The organism is Mucilaginibacter sp. PAMB04274, assembly GCF_039634385.2.
In the GTDB taxonomy this organism is placed as follows: Bacteria; Bacteroidota; Bacteroidia; order Sphingobacteriales; family Sphingobacteriaceae; genus Mucilaginibacter.
In genome coordinates, this window is record NZ_CP155081.2 from 1,840,714 (window position 1) to 1,860,323 (window position 19,610).

9 protein-coding genes are annotated in these 19,610 nt (G+C 43.8%); 6 read left to right on the forward strand and 3 right to left on the reverse strand.

Annotated elements, in window-relative coordinates:
• Positions 1–602 precede the first annotated feature (602 nt).
• A complete protein-coding gene (locus ABDD95_RS07815) occupies positions 603–4,436 on the forward strand; it encodes a tetratricopeptide repeat protein (protein ID WP_345951324.1) in 3,834 nt (1,277 codons plus the stop codon).
• Positions 4,437–5,286: 850 nt separating this feature from the next.
• Here the strand turns inward: ABDD95_RS07815 and ABDD95_RS07820 are convergent.
• On the reverse strand, positions 5,287–5,592 hold the full coding sequence (locus ABDD95_RS07820) for a hypothetical protein (protein ID WP_345951325.1): 306 nt from the start codon (positions 5,590–5,592) through the stop codon (positions 5,287–5,289).
• Between the two features lie 81 nt (positions 5,593–5,673).
• Positions 5,674–6,255, reverse strand: coding sequence for a DUF4468 domain-containing protein (locus ABDD95_RS07825; protein WP_345951326.1), 582 nt, complete (start codon positions 6,253–6,255; stop codon positions 5,674–5,676).
• 328 nt (positions 6,256–6,583) lie between these two features.
• On the opposite strand from ABDD95_RS07825, the gene ABDD95_RS07830 reads away from it, so the two are divergent.
• Both ABDD95_RS07830 and ABDD95_RS07835 read left to right on the forward strand, forming a co-directional pair.
• A complete protein-coding gene (locus tag ABDD95_RS07830) occupies positions 6,584–12,439 on the forward strand; it encodes a DUF3320 domain-containing protein (RefSeq protein ID WP_345951328.1) in 5,856 nt (1,951 codons plus the stop codon).
• A 383-nt stretch (positions 12,440–12,822) separates the two neighbouring features.
• The gene (locus ABDD95_RS07835) at positions 12,823–13,443 is read left to right on the forward strand and encodes a hypothetical protein (protein WP_345951329.1); all 621 of its coding nucleotides are present in this window, start codon (positions 12,823–12,825) and stop codon (positions 13,441–13,443) included.
• A 245-nt stretch (positions 13,444–13,688) separates the two neighbouring features.
• Here ABDD95_RS07835 and ABDD95_RS07840 read toward each other — a convergent pair whose 3' ends face one another.
• Entirely contained in the window at positions 13,689–14,645 is a 957-nt protein-coding gene (locus tag ABDD95_RS07840; protein WP_345951330.1) for an NmrA/HSCARG family protein, read from the reverse strand.
• A gap of 100 nt (positions 14,646–14,745) precedes the next feature.
• Here ABDD95_RS07840 and ABDD95_RS07845 point away from each other — a divergent pair, with 100 nt between their 5' ends.
• The 3 genes from ABDD95_RS07845 to ABDD95_RS07855 all read left to right on the forward strand — a co-directional run bounded on the left by ABDD95_RS07845 (position 14,746) and on the right by ABDD95_RS07855 (position 19,422).
• On the forward strand, positions 14,746–15,132 hold the full coding sequence (locus ABDD95_RS07845) for a helix-turn-helix domain-containing protein (protein WP_345951331.1): 387 nt from the start codon (positions 14,746–14,748) through the stop codon (positions 15,130–15,132).
• 621 nt (positions 15,133–15,753) lie between these two features.
• A complete protein-coding gene (locus tag ABDD95_RS07850) occupies positions 15,754–16,209 on the forward strand; it encodes a hypothetical protein (RefSeq protein WP_345951332.1) in 456 nt (151 codons plus the stop codon).
• 1,200 nt (positions 16,210–17,409) lie between these two features.
• Positions 17,410–19,422, forward strand: coding sequence for an alginate lyase family protein (locus tag ABDD95_RS07855; RefSeq protein ID WP_345951333.1), 2,013 nt, complete (start codon positions 17,410–17,412; stop codon positions 19,420–19,422).
• The last annotated feature ends 188 nt before the right edge of the window (positions 19,423–19,610 follow it).

The following is a 19,610-nucleotide window of genomic DNA, read 5'->3' on the forward strand; positions in this document are numbered from 1 at the left end:
ACAATGGAAGCACTTGCTTTTGCTTCCGTTTCCATAGCGTTCCGGTAAAAATCGGTAATTCTACGTTTTTTCTTGCATCGTTAATTTTTTTAAGATGCTCCAAACCACGTCAACTTCTTCCTTTATTCGAAGGCATGTTCAAACAGCAACGACGCCTCATTCAGCTTAGACATGAGAACATTGATTCATCCGCTATACCTTCATGGCGGAAATCTATCCATTAAATATTGGGCTAACCTGTGTTTTGTGTTTGCAAAGACAAAATTGCCATGAGCGGCGACTCTCATATAGTTACCAAATACTCTCAATCAGGTTTCTATGGACAACTGTTGACATTCATATCGTTGACAGTTGCTCCAAGCAACTGTAGAGAAGCTGTATGTTGAAACCGCTTCTCACTCGGCGAATTTACAAAAAAGCTTATTTACCTGGAACGGATCCTTCCTAGATAGGCTGCCTTTCATTATACTCCGGAACGGTAATCGTTCCCCTAAATGGTGCTGTCATGTGAGCTACTTTTCATTTCATTTAATACGACGCCTAAGAATTGATGCCTGTTAATTCGGACTAATGTTGCATTTTTACTTTTTGAACTGAAACTGATGAATGAGGACACCAAACGATTTGCGCCGCTGAAAGAAACCCTAACCAGGTTGTTCGCCTTGTCAGGTAACTGCTGTGCCTATCCGGGATGTTCCCATCCGTTGATTGACGAAGAAATGAATTTCATCGCACAGGTCTGCCACATCGAAGCGGCGATGGAAGGCGGCGAGCGATTTAACACACAACAGACCAACGAAAAGCGCCGGGGGTTCGACAACCTGATGCTTATGTGTTATGCTCATCATGTCAGGACTAATAACGTCGATAAATACCCGGTCGAAAAACTTAAGGAGATAAAAGCCAATCATGAGTCGAAGTTTCGGGCAACCGGGCAGCAATTCGCTGTGGAAGAGCAGCTGATTAACCGGGTCTACCAGGATCAGCTCGAATCAATCAAAAACGATACGACAGTGATCAGGCAGCAGACCACGCAACTGGTTACGGAACAGGCCACGCATACCGGTATCTCACTTGAGATCCTTGCGTTGATGAAAAAAATCGATTCAAACAGCCCTGCAACAGCGCCTGCCGACCTCGACGAAGAGATCACCAATATCATGAAATACCGCGACGGGCATCAGCACCGGCTGGCGATTAAGCAGTACTCCGATTTCAGGGGAAAGCACTGGCAACAGCTTAACGACCGTCAGCGTTACCGCGTGCTGGCCAATATGGGCATCTGTCATTTGGAGTTATTCGAACATATAACGGCGGGAACCATGTTGGTGGAAGCGGGCAAATACCAACCGGAAGATCTGAAGGCTCTGAACTTTGCGGCGTTAGGGCATGCTGTAATCGGCGAACATGATATAGCTCGAACCTTGCTTCAAAAGATATTCCAAGTATCACCTGATGACGCACAGGCCTGGTCCACCTACCTTCAGATTAGCAAAGGCGAGTCGTGGTCGACGCTTTTAGCGATTATGCCGGTACCGGCACGGCAGGACAGCCAAGTCGCTTTTATGCTATCAAAAGCCGCACTGGATCGGGGATTATCGCATGAGGCGATCACCTGGGCACAGGTTGCACTGGATGCAGGTGGCGAGACAGACCATGACTTGAAGGGTAATCTCGCAGCAGTGATCCTGAGTTCTATACACGACCCCTTCAAGGTCGCCTCAGGTCAGGTAAATCGGGAAACCATGAACAAGGCTAATTATGTGATCCGGTTACTGGATGAAGCCTGGTCCCGATTGCAGGGTACCGACCTGGCCGCCTCCCGTAGCTGGTTCCTTCGGAACCGCGGCGTGGCCAAACGGATATTGCAGAACAGGAAAGGCTGTTTAGAAGATATGCAGGAGGCCGGCCGTTTGCAGCAGACGTTTGAGATCCTACGTGAAACAGCCATCATCGCCATGGAATTGCGGGATAGTGCACAGGCCCTTCAATACACTTCCTTGGCGTCGCAATTAGCCAAAAGTGCTTCGGAACGGGAGGATATCCAACTATTGCAGGCAGAGAACAATTCTGTCGATGGTAAATATGCTGAAGCCATCGCGGGACTCAATGAATTGTTGGTCAACGCGACCAATGAACAAATTAAAACACATGCCTATGAACTGCTGATTAAATTATTGATCAGAATAGGAAATGCTGCGGCGGCCGACCGGGTGATCGATGAGGTTATTGCTTGGCAGCCTGAAAGGATATCGCCCTATGTCAATAAGGCACGCAGGTGCAGGGAGAAGGGAGATACGGTAGCAGTTATCGATAATTTAGAAATGGCCTACGCCAATGTACCCCAGGCGACCTCGAAGGAGGACGTGCACGAACTGGCGATGGAGCTCGCTAAGGTGGATGCTTATGATAAAGCGATACGTTTGATGGAAGACATCACGGATGCTTCGGTGCTTTCCCCTCTATCTAAAGACCTCGTTAGATTATATTTCGCGGCAGGTCTGACCAAAAAAGTGTTTGAATTATGCCAGCGGCTGATCAATGATCATGGCCCAAACCAATTCCTAACGGAATACATGGTAGCCACCTATCACCATATAAACGATGTGCCGAGTGCTTTACGGGCATGTGAACAGTACCTTGCTATTTACCCGGATGACCAGCGGATGATTGTGAGGTTATTGCAGATCAAATATCAGCAGAATGATTGGCAGGCAATACGCGTGCACTTGGCGGTGATTCATGAAATTGACCGGCAACTGCCTATGGAGATGCAGTACAAACTGGCTTTTCTATTTTACCTATGCGGGCAGAAAGAGCGTTGCTATGCTGCTGCGTATGAAACGAGAAAACAATTTATTACCCTTTTAGCGGCTCATGAACTTTTTTTTGGCCTGCTGATCGGCCATGGTTCTACGGTGGAACACCCTGCTGATCCGCAGACAGCGGGTATCGGTAGTGCAGTTACACTAACGGGCGAGGATGGCACCACAGTAAGCTGGGTGATCTGCCCGTCCTCCACACGAACCTTGCTACCCGACGAACGTCAGGAAGATGAAACGATTGCTCAATTACTGATCGGAAAAAAGCCCGGTGACCGTGTGACTTTAGAGACCGGTCAATGGACGATTGCGAAAATCCGTCACCGGTATAACTATGCCTACCAGGTTAGCATGGACATGTTGGCTGATGAGCAAAGCGGCTCAACTGCCTTACGGAAGTTTTCCTTGGGTACGACGGGTAATCCTGCCGTTGACTTTCAGCCCCTGTTTGAACAATTAAAAGAACAGGTGAAGCAACAGCGATACGTTAACTCTTTTATAGCGACCGGTAAAATGACGATCGGCGGTATCGCAGCGCTTCGACAGGTAAACCCAATACAGATATGGAGTGAACTGCTGCCATTTGACGCACCCGGCATACAGACCGCGAATGGACCGCAGGAGTTCATCACTGCCAGAAACATGCTTGCGGCAGGTAAAGGAATGATTATGGATATCATCACTTTATTCACGCTCGAGCAGTTAAAGCTTCTTGATCTAGTCGGCGCCTTGACTAATCCCTTAGCGGTCAGTCAATCCACCCTCGATGTTTTGAATGATCTGATGAGGGACTTTCCCGCCGGAAAGAAGGAAAGTAAGTCTCTGCTACCGCAGGGTGACGGCTTTGCATGGCAACACCTGACCGCCGTGGACATTGCCAATCAGCGTGCAAAGCTGGCCAGGTTGCATGACTGGATCACCCAACGTTGCGATGTGCTCCCCTGCCATAAGGCCATTGATCTTGGCTGGTCCGAGAAAACGAAGTTGAATGAGCTGATGGGTGAAAGCTTTGTAGATACGGCGTTAACGGCAAGGGAAAAAGATTACCTGCTTTTTGCGGAGGAATGGACATTCAGGGCACTGGCGTTTGATGAGCAAAAGGTCGATGGGATTTTCTCACTGGTGCTGCTCGATCATTTTCGTGAACGAAGTCTCATATCCCAGAAAGAATATGCTGATTTGGTCGTGGAACTGATTAGCATGAACTATCATGGCATTCCCGCGGATAGTATCGTCGTATTTACAGCACTGGATCGCTTCCGCGATGTTGTGCATCCTGTTGTCTTGCGTGCACTTGGCGGTATACATTCCGACCTTTTCGACGGCTACACATCCTTATCAATCGCAGTCAATATCTTTTACAAAACGGTACTAAGTCCAATTTTCAGCGAGATATATGGTGAAAATGGCGATGAGCAAAGGCGCCGGCTGATTTTTGCTTTGCTGGGTTCAATAGCACAATTGTATGAACCGGATCATGCGATCAAAAACAATCTGCTGCTCATTTCAAATGAACTTTCCTCGACCTACCCGGGGGGCCAAGCCGAAGTCGATCAGTTTATTCGGGAATTTTTCGGCCAGTTTGAAGACGACGCCGATGCGACGGCACTGTAAGTTGTTATTAGGCGATATTTAGTGGTCATAATTGTCCGTCAGGGACTAATTACAGCGTTTGTTGCCATGTCGTTCGACTGGTCTTTATCCGGACAATAAAAGAATTTATTTATATGCTAAATAGAGCCCATTTGAAGTTTTGATGAACTGCAAGCTGCCTTCAACGACTGAATAACTTTTGTAACGGCTGTTTGCCATGAAGTATGATAGGTCTCTGCATCAGAAACTTGGAGGTATATAGTCTTTGAAAGCAGCATCAAGATGTAGATCAAAAAATGTCTCTTGTTTGGACAGGAAAATACCGGTGAAGGTGGCGTATCATAAAGGTTTTCTTAGGTTACCACATCGCCTTTATTTTCGTTAATCTTGATTAACTGGAACTGCATTTTAAAGCTATAATACGTTTTTCGCGGTAGGATTAAATAGGGTTCAAGGTGTTTTTCACTTCGAACCTTGCAAATGGTACCGGATTGATTATCTTTGTGTTATAAACGATTTAAGCGCTCTTGAAAACTGCGAGTAGTTTCGGGAGTAGTAGAAAATTGAGTATATAAAACACTGAAAAATAATAGGTTAGGAGAGTGGTTCAGTTCCCTCCCTCACCGCCAAGAAAAAGCCGTCTACAGCAATGTAGGGGGCTTTTTGCTTTTTTGGTTAGGATCCATTCGGCATTGTAATGTAGCTTGTACACAGCATAGAACAGATATTCTTTATTAACCGCCAGTTTCCCGCTTAGCATCTGGCTAACATTAGCCTGAGTAATACCGGCCGCATTCGCAAAAGCTTGTTGTGTGCCTGCCTCTTTAACAATAATAGCAAGCCGTGCTAGTAGCTGGTTATCATGCATTGTTTAGATATGTTGATTAAGAAGTAGCGAAGCGCGGTAATGACGGGTTTGCAAGTCTATGTGTTTTGTTTTATAATCGGCGTTCAACCCGTTCATATCATCGTAGAAGAAACCATCGGGCTCAAAGCTAGGCCTCTCCAGTTTGAGTATGCGCATTTTAAGCTCCATGTTTTCTTTACAGCCCCGTTCGGTGAACGCCTTATTGACGTCCACGAACTGATTATTTGCTTTCACTTCTGCTTTCATGGCGTTAATTAGGCTTTGCTGTGCCTTAATAACATCCTGGTATTCTTTATCTAAACCTGCCATTGTGGTGATGAATTTGGATAAATATCGTGTGGTTTATGAACCTAATGGATTGCAGATAATTTAAAGTGGCGTTTGCTTGTATTAAAAGTCGTTAGAGTTGTTTTTAAGCATTGCTTTTTTAATAGAAAGCGACATTTCCTTAATCCGAGCGTCGAAAGCGGTCAAGAAGTTTCTAGCCTGTTTTTTTGTGAAGGTCTTTCTTCTGCCTGCCGCTAAATCTTCAAGGATCCTTTCCGGTGTAAAATCGAACGCTCTAAGCTTCCCATACATTCGTCCTAGGTCGACCTCTGGGCTAGTGATTACAAAGTCGTAAATCTTATACCTATATTTATTGTCTTTTGCATCGATCTGTACAGTTAATCCTGTGGGGTATGTTGTCGACGAAAATCCGCTCACTGTAGTGTTTACAGTGCCCTTGCCTATTACCCTACCCTGTTCCTTGTCTTCATTTTCAATCACCGCTTTGGAGCTAGTGAAGTAATCAATGAACCATTGCCTCGCATTGTAATACAGTTGTTGCTTATTAATTCCATTGAGGTCTACAACCTCTTCATAAATAACTTTACCTTCAGTATAAGGTATCTTAAGGCCGGTTGTATCCTGGGATTGCGCGAGGCATTGAATGGATATAAAAGCAATAAGGATTGTAAAAAGTCTTTTCATGATTGGCTATCTATATTGGGTAACGTTCACTATGTTGTATATCTGGTCTACATCGTCAAGGTGTATTTTGCGGTTGGGACATAGGGCTTTATTGGGGGTAAGGTTATCAATGTAGGTCAGTAGAATGGAGGTTTCTTCAGGGAGTTTAAAGATGGTATCCGTCAGAATAGCCAGCAAAACATAAACGGACAAGACAAATACGATTCAAATTCAGTGGACCAAGCTGGTTGTTTTTGTTTGAAGCGGTGAACATTGGTTTGGGTTTATGGCGTTAAATTAAGAATTAACGGGTTGATACTAACAGGTTTTTTTTATATTAACAGCCTGTATGAACACAATCAGCCATCCTAAACCCGAAATAGTTCTCGATCATTCTCCCGCCATCAATTTTGCTTTCCAGCAAAACCATGTCCCGGTTATCCGCAGTTTAACTATCAAAAACAATTCTGGACTACATTGGGAAAATGTAAAGTTAAATATTGAATCTGAACCTGATTTTGCGGCCATTTGGGATGGTGATATCAGTATTTTGCACAGTGGGGAAGAGCAGGTCTTCAAGAATATTCCCATCCACATTTCGTCGAAATACCTTGCCGAACTAACCGAACGCGTTTCAGGCAAGTTTATACTGACCGTAACTGCAGGTAACGATGTGATCTTTCGGGAACATTACTGCATAGAGCTTCTGGCCTATGATCAATGGAACGGTGTTGCTGTCCTACCGGAAATGTTGGCGGCCTTTATTACGCCTAATCATCCTGAGATAGTTAAAGTTATTAAAACAGCTTCGGATTTATTAAAAGAATGGACAGGCAGCCCATCGTTCGATGAGTATCAAAGCCGTAACCCAAACCGTGTCAGGAAACAGATGGCTGCTATATTTGAAGCCATAGTTGCAATGGACCTCGTGTATTGTACCGTACCGGCAAGTTTTGAAGAAAGTGGCCAGCGCATCAGGCTGGCTGATAATATTTTCCATAACAGATTGGCGAACTGCCTGGATCTGTCTTTGCTTTACGCAGCCTGTTTGGAAGCGGTAGGCATTCATCCCCTGGTCATCATCATCAAGGGGCATGCCTTTGTAGGTGGCTGGCTCATCGACGAGTCGTTTGCGGATACCGTTAATGATGACCCATCCTTGATCACCAAGCGCACGGCAGATGGCATCAACGATATTGTGATTCTGGAAGCAACCTGTATGAATGCAGGTAACCAAGCCTCGTTTGACGATGCCGTGCGATCGGCCGATCAAAAAATGATGAGGACCGAAGACTTCATTCTTTTCCTGGATGTAAAACGGGCCCGGTTCAGTTCCATCCGCCCGCTGCCGCTTCGAATGCCCACGCCCGCTGGTTGGGAGATCGTTGAAGAAGCGAGGCTGACCAAAGAAACAGCCTTGCCGGAGGATATCTTTATCGGCGAAAAGCTGATCCATGCTGATAAGATAGCTGTTTCCAAGCAAAGGCTTTGGGAGAGGAAGTTGCTTGACCTCACCCTTCGCAATAGTTTGTTGAACGTAAGAATTACCAAGAGTGTGATCCAGTTCATCACCATTAATGCGGGTAAGCTGGAAGATGCACTCGCAGATGGTACCGAGTTCCAGGTGCTGGCCAAGCCCACAGACTGGAGTAATAACCCACGGGATACCGGGGTATATGAAGCCTTACATCAATCAGACCCCATTGCCGACCTGGTTAAAAATGAACTGTCACAACGGCGGCTGAGAACTTATTTGTCTGATCTTGAACTTGATTACAGCCTCACCAGTCTGTACCGGTCTTCCCGTCTCTCTCTGGAAGAGAATGGCGCTAATACACTTTATGTTGGTTTGGGTTTGCTAAAATGGTTTGAAACCGACCTTAGCGAACGCCCCAGGTATGCACCCATCTTACTGCTGCCCGTTGAGATCGTACGTAAATCGGCGCAAAAGGGCTATGTGATCAGGAGTCGGGAAGAGGAAACGATCATGAACATTACCCTGCTGGAAATGATCAGGCAGGATTTTGGAATCACGATCGGTGGTTTAGAAACATTGCCAAAAGACGAAAGTGGGATAGATGTCAAGCGCGTTTTCAATATCATTCGCCAGGCTATCATGACCAGATCAAGGTGGGACGTGGAAGAGCAGGCCCTATTGGGCACTTTTTCTTTTAGCAAATTTATCTTATGGAACGATATTCATAATAACGCAGATAAGCTGGCTCGAAATAAGGTAGTAGCGAGCCTTATCTCGGGTAAATTGGAATGGCAGCCGGATGCTGAAGCAGATGCTGCATCGATAGCCGACGACCAGTTGCATCCGGGGGCTGTTTCCCTGCCTATCAGTTCAGACTCATCCCAATTACAGGCTATAGTCAGTTCGGGAGAGGGAAAAAGCTTTGTACTGCATGGCCCTCCGGGAACAGGCAAATCACAAACCATTACCAATATCATCGCCAACGCCTTGTATTCAGGTAAACGAGTGTTATTCGTGGCCGCTAAAAAAGCGGCCCTGGATGTGGTGGAAAGCAGGCTGGAATCTATCGGTATCGGTCCTTTTTGCCTGGAACTGCATTCCAATAAATCGAAAAAATCTGCCGTACTTGAACAGCTGAAAGCTGCTACAGAAGTTATCCGGAGAGAACCGCCTGAAACCTACCAGGCCGAGGCAGAGCGCTTACTCAATTTACGTAACGAGCTCAACGTTTACGTGACCGCATTGCATGAAAAATATCCTTTCGGGTTTTCGCTGTTTGAGTTATTTACCAGGTACAGCCGCTTGCCGCAAAGCCCCGACCTGGTCAATTTCTCGGCAGATTCATTGCAGGCATTAACTGCGCAACAGCTAACGGTTTGGAGAGATGCCGTACAAGAATTACAAGCTGCCGGTCAATTGATCGGGCATCCTTACGGCCACCCCTGGCAGGCGACCCGGATCGCACAATATAATCTTCAGCTCAAACAGGATATAAAGGTGGTTCTTGAAGATTTATTAGCGCAATTAAACAATTCTGCTGAGCAAACGCAGAAGGTGAGCGAGGTACTGAAGGTTGGGCAGTTGGTCAGAACAAGAGAGCAGGAAACAGCACTGGCACTTTTAGCGGAAGTTTTCCAGCAAATGGAAGATCTGCCGGCTTCGATGCTGCGCACAGATTCTTTGGAGCAGACTATGGGCAGGGTGGTGGAGATAGCTGCGCATGGGCGTAAGCGAGATAATATCCGTGCAGATTTATTAAGCCGTTTTCAAAAAGAAAGCTTGACTTACCCGGCGTCCCGTACGCTTGCGGACTGGAACATCGCCTCGGGGCAGTGGTTTTTACCACGCTGGTTTAAGCAAAGGGCTTTGTTGAAGGATGTGAACCGCCTGTCGTTATCCGGCGGAATCGAAAAAGAAGGTGTGCCGGGAGCCCTGCAGCAGATTATCCAGTATCAAGACGAGCAGGAAATATTGGCCAAAGCAGAATGGTTGCCTCCGGTAATAGGACACCTCTGGCGTAGTGGAGGTGCCGATTGGGACAGGGTGATCAAAGCCTGTGAACAGGTTATTCAATTGAACAGGGCAGCAGGCACTATTATCGGTTCAGCCGGTTTAAGAGGCTGGCGGCTGCAATTAGCAGATGAGTTTGCAGAAGGGAGCCAGGCCTTTATTTCCGGCCATTACAAGCTGCTACAAGCTTATGTAAGTTCCAACCGAAACGTCTTACAGCTACAGGACAGGCTTGCCTCGCTATTGGGGATCAACTTGAGTACTCCAGAAGAGCAGGGTACGGATTGGAAAAAAACGCTTTTTGCTGCGGCGTCCGAATGGTTAGTACATATCGACTCCTTGAAAGATTGGTTCAATTGGCTGGCAGCCCGGCAGAAAGCCTTGACAAACGGATTGGAGTCGTTGGTGGCCGCTTATGAAAGCGGAAAAGTGCAGACCGCAGACCTTACACAACAGTTCGAAAAAGGGTTTTACCGTTCTGCCGCTGAATATATTATTGAAAGAAATGTGCAACTGGCAACCTTCAACGGCAGCCTGTTCGATGAGAAGGTCCGCCGTTTTCGCGAGATCAACAAGGATTTTGAAGAGCTGACCAAGCAGGAGCTATACGCCCGACTTGCTTCAAGAATTCCATCATTCACACAGGAGGCGTCTCAAAGTTCAGAGATTGGGATGCTGCAACGCAATATCAGGAATAACGGACGTGCCATGTCTATCCGCAAGATATTTGATGCCATTCCCAATCTTTTGCAGCGTTTAACACCTTGCATGCTCATGAGTCCGATCTCTGTGGCACAATACTTTGATGCTAACAGCGCCAAGTTCGATCTGGTAGTGTTTGACGAAGCCTCCCAAATGCCGACTTGCGAAGCCGTTGGCGCCATAGCCAGGGGCACTAGTGTGATCGTTGTTGGAGATCCTAAGCAAATGCCGCCCACCAGTTTTTTCGCGACCAATAATGTGGACGAAGAAAATATTGACAAGGAAGACCTGGAAAGCATACTGGATGATTGTTTGGCGCTATCCATGCCATCACATCATTTATTATGGCATTATCGCAGTAAGCATGAAAGCCTTATCGCGTTCAGCAATGCCAAATATTATGAGAACAAATTACTTACATTTCCGTCCACAGATGATATTGTAAGTAAGGTCCAGTTCGTGCACGTGCCCGGCTTTTATGATAAGGGTAAGTCAAGGCAAAATAAGTTTGAAGCTAAAGCGATTGTAGATGAAGTGGTACACCGGCTGTCTGACCCTGAATTGGCGAAACGAAGTATCGGTATAATTACCTTCAGTTCCGTACAGCAAGTGCTGGTGGATGACCTGTTAAATGATGTTTTCAAGCTGCGACCGGATCTGGAAAAAATTGCTTTGGAACGTGATGAACCACTATTTATAAAAAACTTGGAGAATGTACAGGGAGATGAAAGAGACATCATCCTGTTCTCCATTGGTTACGGGCCGGATGAGCAGGGCAAAGTAAGCCTTAATTTTGGACCGATCAACCGGGAAGGTGGCTGGCGCAGGTTAAATGTTGCCGTGTCGCGGGCTCGTTACGAAATGAAGGTCTTTTCTACTTTACAAGCAGACCAGATCAACTTGAACCGCACAGGGTCAGAAGGGGTAGCCGGGCTAAAAGCGTTCCTGGCTTATGCCGAAAAAGGGAAGACGGCATTGCCCATTAGAACGAGTCCCGAAAATGATCCCGGTGATTCTTTCGAAAGCCTTATTGCTAATGTACTGCGCGAAAAAGGGTACAACGTGCACACACATATCGGTTGCTCTGCTTATAAAATCGATATCGGCGTAGTGGATAAGGACAATCCTTCAGGCTATATTTTAGGGATCATGACCGATGGCGTTAATTACTATAATGCGAAAACATCGCGTGACCGGGAGATCGTTCAGGTCGATGTATTGAAAATGCTGGGCTGGAATATTCATAAGATATATGCAACAGCCTGGTGGGAAAAGCCAGATCTGGTAATAGACGGCATTGTTGCAGCCATTCAGCATGCTGAAGAAAATAAAGTGACCCTACCCACCGCAGAAGTTCCTAAAGCCGTTGTACAAGAAGCTCCAATCGTATTGAACCGGACCTATCAACCGCCGGTTCAAAGGGAATGGGCATCGGAGCCCCCGGTTACTGCAGGTGTTGCGTACGAAATTTGCCCAATTGAAATTGTGCTGACCAGCTCGAATGAGGATATCCTGCTACCGCAAAATAGAGGAAAGTTGAAAACGCAGATCTTTAATGTTCTGGAAATTGAAGCGCCGATCAGCAAATCGTTGTTGAGCAAAAGGGTGCTTGCGGCCTGGGGCATCACCCGCATGGGAACTAGGATTGCTGCTCATCTCGATCTTTTATTTGAACAATTAGGCATGACGCCGATTCCTTGCACCTATAATGCCTTCTTTTGGAAAAAAGATCAGAATCCTGCTGATTACAAACAGTACCGTGTGGCGGTAAATGAAGCGCAAAAGAGAGATGCCGGTGACCTGCCGCCCCAAGAAGTAGCCAACGGTGTCAAACTGATTTTACAAAACCAGATCAGTTTAAATAGGGAAGACCTTGTGAGAGAAACGGCAAAACTATTCGGTTACGCGCGTATAGGCAGCAATGTAGAAAATGTGATGAATGCGGGGATCAATCACGCTGTTGAGGTGGGCTTTGCGGTTATTCAAGGAGAACGTGTTATCTGGCAGTCATCGTAATAACGTTTTTTTAATTTATCGGTAATAACGAAAGAATGGTCGATCCAAATCGGCCTTTTTTCAGTTGTTTTAAATAGGGGTTCTTAAAGTCTTATTAAAGCGGTTCCAGTAATTGTTTAGTTATGCCTGCAGTTCAAAATTTCAAGTTCATCTCATTTTTGAGATTCTTAAGCATATACTTAAGGCAAAATTGGTCTGCCGACATATCAGATTTAATTGTCTTAACCAATAGCTAAAGGCTAAATATTGAATGAACTGGTCTGACTTTGATCTGTTGTGGCTACCAGGCGTATACACTTGTATTTTGCTAACATAATATACCACCGACCGTATGAACAGAACTTATAGATCAACGACGTTAATTTTATCACTTCTTTAAAATAATGAGCTCAAAATCCATCGGATGGTTGATCGGCATTTTTGTCCTTTTTCCAATTTTTGTATTCATCTACAACAGGGTTATGGTTAGTGAAAACGATGGCGCTAAGTACTTGCAAGTTTATCTGCAGCAAATAATTCCATACAAAATTGTGGTTCCACAAATTAGTACTGCTTATACTAACCAATTAAAAGTTGAATATGACAGCTACAGAGCGGGAGCTAACCCAATAGGTTTTAAAGGGATTACTGGCCAACTTATGCTGATCTCTATCTACGATAAAAAAAGTAGGAAATTTTTTAAGATCTATCTATGTGATATCAATCGGCAGCGTACCTTTTCACTGGCCGATAAATTGGAAGGAAAAGAAATCTTGGTATATGTTAACAAAGAAGATTTGACAGATTCGAACTATGGAACACAAAAGAACCCTGTACCCGTGTTTAATTTTACGGGAACGAATGAAAAGATAGCTGTAGAATCGACTGATAATAATAATAACTTAGTAATGCGCAGCTTGGAACCAACAAAGCCGGAATGCGAACACAATGTACTTACCTACCTAACATATTTAATGTCTAAAGATGCCTTCAAAGCACGGTTTTCAACCAATACGAAGCATTAGCTATTCGGATTTTTGTAATGGTTTACTTTGAGGACCGGCAATACTTTCTTGGTAACGGAATAGGCGTTTAGGTGGATGTGATACCATTCTACTGCGTTGGTTCATTATGGATATATCAGAAATACGGAGATATTTAATGTAGGGAATCAGCAACAAAAAGAGATGATGGCAAGAAAAATATTTTAGGATTAATAACAAGAAGCGTTTTACTAATACATAGTAAAATGCTTCTTCATCAACCAGGCCTAATAGGAAAGCTTTTGCCCCTGCCAACCGGTGGTTCGCAAAAATTGTTCCCAACTCAAACTTTCCGGGTTTATCTGCCGGCTCCATGACCAGTCACGGTCTTTACTGAAATAACCACAGTCAACCGCATATGCTGTCATGCCTAAAATCTCACGTACTAAAAATTCGTTCGAACCAAATTCCGGGAAATGATGAAGTAATTCATCGCGCGTATATGCAGAACTGTAAACAGCGCTTTTGCCGGTGACCCGGTTAAAAGTTTCGATCATTTCCCGGGGTGAGATCATATCGCCTATTACTGGCAGCGATTTACCGGCATATTTGACTGGGTCAGATAATAATTCAAAAACCGCCGGTCCGGTAGCTGTAAGCGGGTCGACGAATGGTGCGCGGAAATCTTCAGGCAAATAAATTGGGAATACCAGCGTATCACCCTGCATTTTAGGCGTGTAAAATTCAACCAGGTTGGTGTAGAAGAAAGCCATGTAAATGAACGAGCTGATAACTGGCAGTGTCCGGATATACTCCTCGATTCTGGCTTTGTCCGTAAAATGAGGAGCAAACATTTTACCTGCTGTAATGCGGTCAACATTCTCCAGGCTGCTGAAGATAATACGAGGTACACCCGCTTCAACTGCGGCATCGGCCAACTCCTTACCTAATTCAAACTCATGCGTTGCCGGTGGGGCAATATTAGGCGTCATCAAGAAAACACCGTCTGAGCCACGAAAAGCTTCAACAAATTCTTTTTGGTATCCCTGATCAAGCGGTATGTTTACCAGTTCAGCTCCCTGTGCTACTAAATGTAGTGCCTCAGGAGAGTTAATGCGGCGGGTAATGCCCCGCACGCGATACTTGCCGCTTGCTAAAAGCGTTTGAGCTGCGCTACGTCCTTGTTTGCCTAAAACACCGGTGATGGTGATGAGCGGCTTATGTTGCCGTGGTGTTGTTTTCATGATTAAATGGTGAACTATAAAAATTATAGTTGCGAAACTATGTATAGCTTTATAGCTTTGCAATAACTATCCATAAGGATAGCTGCAACAAATCGAACAAATGGGTATAGAATGTAAAAGCGATCTGATAAAGGTGAATAATAAGGTTTATCCATGTACGGTAAGCCTGGCGATGGATTTGGTAGGCGGAAAATGGAAAGTGGTAATGCTATACCACCTAAAAGATACGGGTAAGCGTTATAGTGAGCTTGGAAAGGACATGCCGGGGATTACTGAAAGGACATTAAGCCTGCAATTAAAGCAATTGGAAGAGGATGGCCTGATCTCGAGAGAGGTCTTCGGAGAAAAGCCACCCATCAAAGTTATTTACAGCTTAACTGATTTTGGCCGTTCTTTTATACCTGTACTTGATGCAGTTCTTGGCTGGGGCAATCAGATTGCCTTGCAAAAAGGAGAGTTTGTTAATAAGCCTTTAAAAGGTATTTAACACTCAGGTATAATCTCCTGCTACGTCCGTTTTTACCGGGTTGATATCTTTAGTTTATAGACAATTTTGGTACTTCTAAAAAAGGTAAATTAGGGAGTAGGTAAGATTGAATAATATAAATCACTGTAGATCTACATTTTAAGGCTTGGGCTCAAATCCCTCCGTCACCACTATAAGCCTGTCAAAACATTTAAAACCCTCTAGATATCAATTTGGGGGGGCTTTATTTTACTACTTGGTCAAAGCATTAAGAAAATCATCTGTATAAAGGGAAATATTAGTGTTTATCTAGCTATTGTTCATGATCACCTCAAGCTATTGCATCAGAATGCAATTTTCAACATTTGTCCCCTGTAACTAACCGCTTTGCCCCCCTCAAACTACTTTAAGAATGTGGAGATTTGCTTAACTGACTTAGGAAAAGCTTTGAATTTAAGTCCGCAATCAACTTTTAAAAGTATTTCAACATGCGTTAATTCAATTACGCGATAGAGGAGTGCTTACATTTAATATTCAAACCGTATCTTTTATTGTAAGGAAATTGTTCTCCCGCAGAGGGCTAAAATATTGTTCGGCCAACAATGGAGTGTCCTGTCTTCTCCAAAACAGGATGGGGAAGCCATGACCCAGAATAGCGGCAATAATTTAATCAAACCAAAAATGAAAACTTTAAAAATCTATCTTCCAGGCATTTTTACTTGTATATTTCTATTAGCTTTTTCGTCTAAGGTTTCAGCGCAAACTGAATACAAATGTTATTTCCAATATACCTATGGAGATTATTCTGGCTTTGATTCTTACGGGACGTTTGAAATGGGTGATGACCCGTATTATTGTCCGGAATATCATGTAGCACCGGATACTGAAATTTATCTTGAGCCACGAAAATTTACATCAGGAGAATTAAGCGGATTTGGCTCCATAAGTCTTTATGCCGGTAACCCGGAAAGCTACTTTAATTATGGCCAATACGGTACTTTGCAACTGAGAGCCGGGCAGTATGCGCTTCTTAAAGCAGAATATTACACACCAACAGGTATGATAACCAAGTACATTTATTTGTCGTCATTTCAATAAATCTATTTGTAACTAGCTGTATTTTATTATAGTAAACCAGGGCGGTCGACTTTACTGTTACGCATTAAGCTAGATAAGCCTCGCTTTTAAAGCCAGCGGTTTTGGGTATGCGTTTAGAAAGCCAAAAGAATACTTTTGCCTGCGTTCCTTCTTTAATTCGGAGTATGAGTTTGTTAGTAGAATACAGCTTAATTATTTGTGATGAAATTAAGTTCGATATGGGTGGTTACCTTAACCACCCATATTGAACTCAAGTGTCAGCAGCACCAGTTTTCTAATCAATATATGTTTATATGAGGCTGATTGCATAGGTGTTGTAGTTCGTTAAACCGTTGTAAATGATTTTTAAAATTACAGCTGTCTGCGCCTAGATCGCTTGATTACATTAAATTGTATTTGGCTTTCAGTGGGACTTTATGACTAACTTATTGCCTTTAACTACTTCCTCTACAATTATTAATAACAAGGCCCCTAAGTAGGAGTTAGCCGTTAAGAATGTTGAAATGGCAATAATATTTAAGTGCTCTGCTTATGCTAAATCACTTTTCTAACTAGCGAACAGATGCCACTATCTTTTGTAGGAATGATATCTAAAGAGTGGACATCAAGTTGCGACTTAAACGTTAAGCCAATAGCTCATCGTAAAATTTGTCATCAATAAATCTTTACTAAATCGTTTAAGTTAACTAAGTTTGCTGTAGTAAATCAATTTTAAAGTAAGGTGACTTCAGGAGCTCAACAATGATTAAATAGATGAATTGGTTATGATGGGTGAATGCGAGGGCTAATCCTGTTACACGAATTTAGATCTTAAACAGAAGTAAAACCGTATTAACGCATCGAAAAGAGAAGACTATCGAGATTATTAGCGAACCGTATTTTAATTTAAGGCTTTTCAGATTGAATGTGATCATAAATCAAGCAGTTTAGTATCTCGTGAGACAGAAAATCGGCTATTCCGATATCGAATTGCATTTTATGCTTTCGTTACGTTTCTTTTAATTGCTTGAGAAATTCAACTTAGTTGTAGGTTATTTACTATAAGCACTGCCGCGTTTGAGATTGATTTGAATACGCGGAAGCAGTTTAAGATACAGTACGTGAACCAAGATGTTATCTATTATAGCTAACCAAGAGTGAGAATACATGATGATTATAAAATTTAAAATCACATGGAAGTACACAAACCAAAAATCTAAAATGAAAATAATTTCAAAAGGTATTTTTCTATCTGTTTTTTTGCTCAAAGTTATTTCGCTGCAGGCGCAACCATTTATTCATCCGGGAATATTACAAAGTCAGGAGGACTTAGTCCGTTTGAAGAAAGGAGTTCTTACCTCTTCCCAGCCTCTCTATGCCGGTTATTTAGTTTTTAAGGCGCATGCTCAATCACAACCCGACTATAAAATGCAGGGGGCTATGCCTACCGTAGGGAGAAACCCAACAGTTGGGCAAGCAATTTATGATGCAGATGCAAACGCTGCTTACCAAAATGCCATAATGTGGACTGTAACAGGTGAGCAGCGCTATGCAGAAAAGTCTAAAGAAATTATTAACAAATGGGCTAGCACACTCCAAGAAATTACAGGTAGGGATGCTGTGCTGATGGCCGGACTCGGGCCATTTAAAATGGTTAATGCAGCAGAAATTCTACGGTACACAAATGCTGGTTGGAGATCAGATGACATTAAAAAGGCCGAGGTGCATTTCAAAACGGTGATTTACCCGGTAATCAAAGATTTTGCGCCATTTGCTAACGGAAATTGGGATTCTGCCGCCCTTAAGACAATGATGGCTATTGCTATATTCTGTAATGATCGCATGATGTTTGAACGGGCTATTGTATATTACCAATATGGCTGGGGCGACGGAAGTTTACCCAATTATATCATTAATGAACAAGGTCAATGCCAGGAAAGCGGGCGTGATCAGGGCCACACACAACTGGGGATAGCGCACCTGGCTGACTGCTCGGAAATGGCATGGAACCAAGGCCTTAATTTATACAGCATTTACGATAACCGCCTCCTGAAGGGATTTGAATACACTGCTAAGTACAATTTAGGTATGGAAGTGCCTTATGTGCCTGCAATGGACAGAACTGGTAAATACTTACATCCTCGTATTTCGGAACAGGACAGGGGGAAGTTAAGAGCTGTTTATGAAGAAGTTTACAATCACTATGTTCATCGTATTAGTGTGCAAGCGCCATATACCCAGCAGGCGGCAGAGAAAGTTAGGCCCGAACTGCAGGGTTTGCCAGGCGCAGATCATATTGGCTTCGGAACTTTCCTTTATTCGAGAGCAGACAATGGTGCCAGCAAAAACAGATCGCATAACAACAATTTGGCTGCACCTGCAGGACTTCATGCAGAATATGAAAGCAAATCTGTTCACTTAACTTGGGTCCCGGTTATTGGAGCAACATCTTACATAGTAAAGCGGGCGCAAGATGGTGAAGGCGCCTTTAAAATAATTGCTAAAGGCATTAAACCTGCTGCTTTCTATGACCTGTCTGCCGCTAAAGGCAATCAATATCGTTATACGGTATGTGCGGTAAACGGAGAAGTGCAAAGTTCAAATGCCTATCCTTTAGCATTTAGTGCTGGATTGCCTTCAGGATGGAAGCAAACTGATCTTTCCGCTAAGCGTCAAAGTGTAGTGAATTACATTGACAACACGTTTATCATTCAAAGTAGTGGAATGGGCATGGATGTTCCTTATGATAAGGCTATGTTTGTGACCAAAGCAGTTAATGATGATGCTACTATCGGGGGGAAATACGTTCCTCAATTAAGTTCACAGTTTACGGGCTTTGGTTTAACATTCCGTGAGGCATCAGATGTTGGGTCAAAAAGCGTTGAAATAGTTGTGTCACCCCGATCAACATCCCAAATCGAAGCACCTGGATGGGTAGTGCAATTACGGGCTCGAGCTGCATCATCAGATAGTTCCAATATCATTTACACGTCGCCCGTTATCAGCGAACCTGCAGTCACTTACAATCGGTTAACTGGCCCGGTATGGTTGAAATTGGAGCGTAAAAACAATTTGTTCACAGCTGCTTACTCCACAGACGGTAAGACGTGGATGACAGCTGGTTCAGCACAATTGAATTGCAAAAAGAGTGGCGATTTTGGGATGTTGGTTTATTCTGGAATAAAAGATGTACCTACAACGGTGAGGTTTGGCGAGGTGAAGATTACTAGGTAATTCATATAAAAAAGTTTGATTTGACAGTTTAGCCGTAACTGCTTCAACTGCCTTCCAGTTCTGTCTCTTTACCTTATTCACAATGTCGGTCTGTTTTTGGCTCGTAACACTGTCGAGGTGAAAAGGATAATGCTCGTATTTAAGCTAATAACGGATTGTACTTCTAATAGTAAATTAAAATCGATATA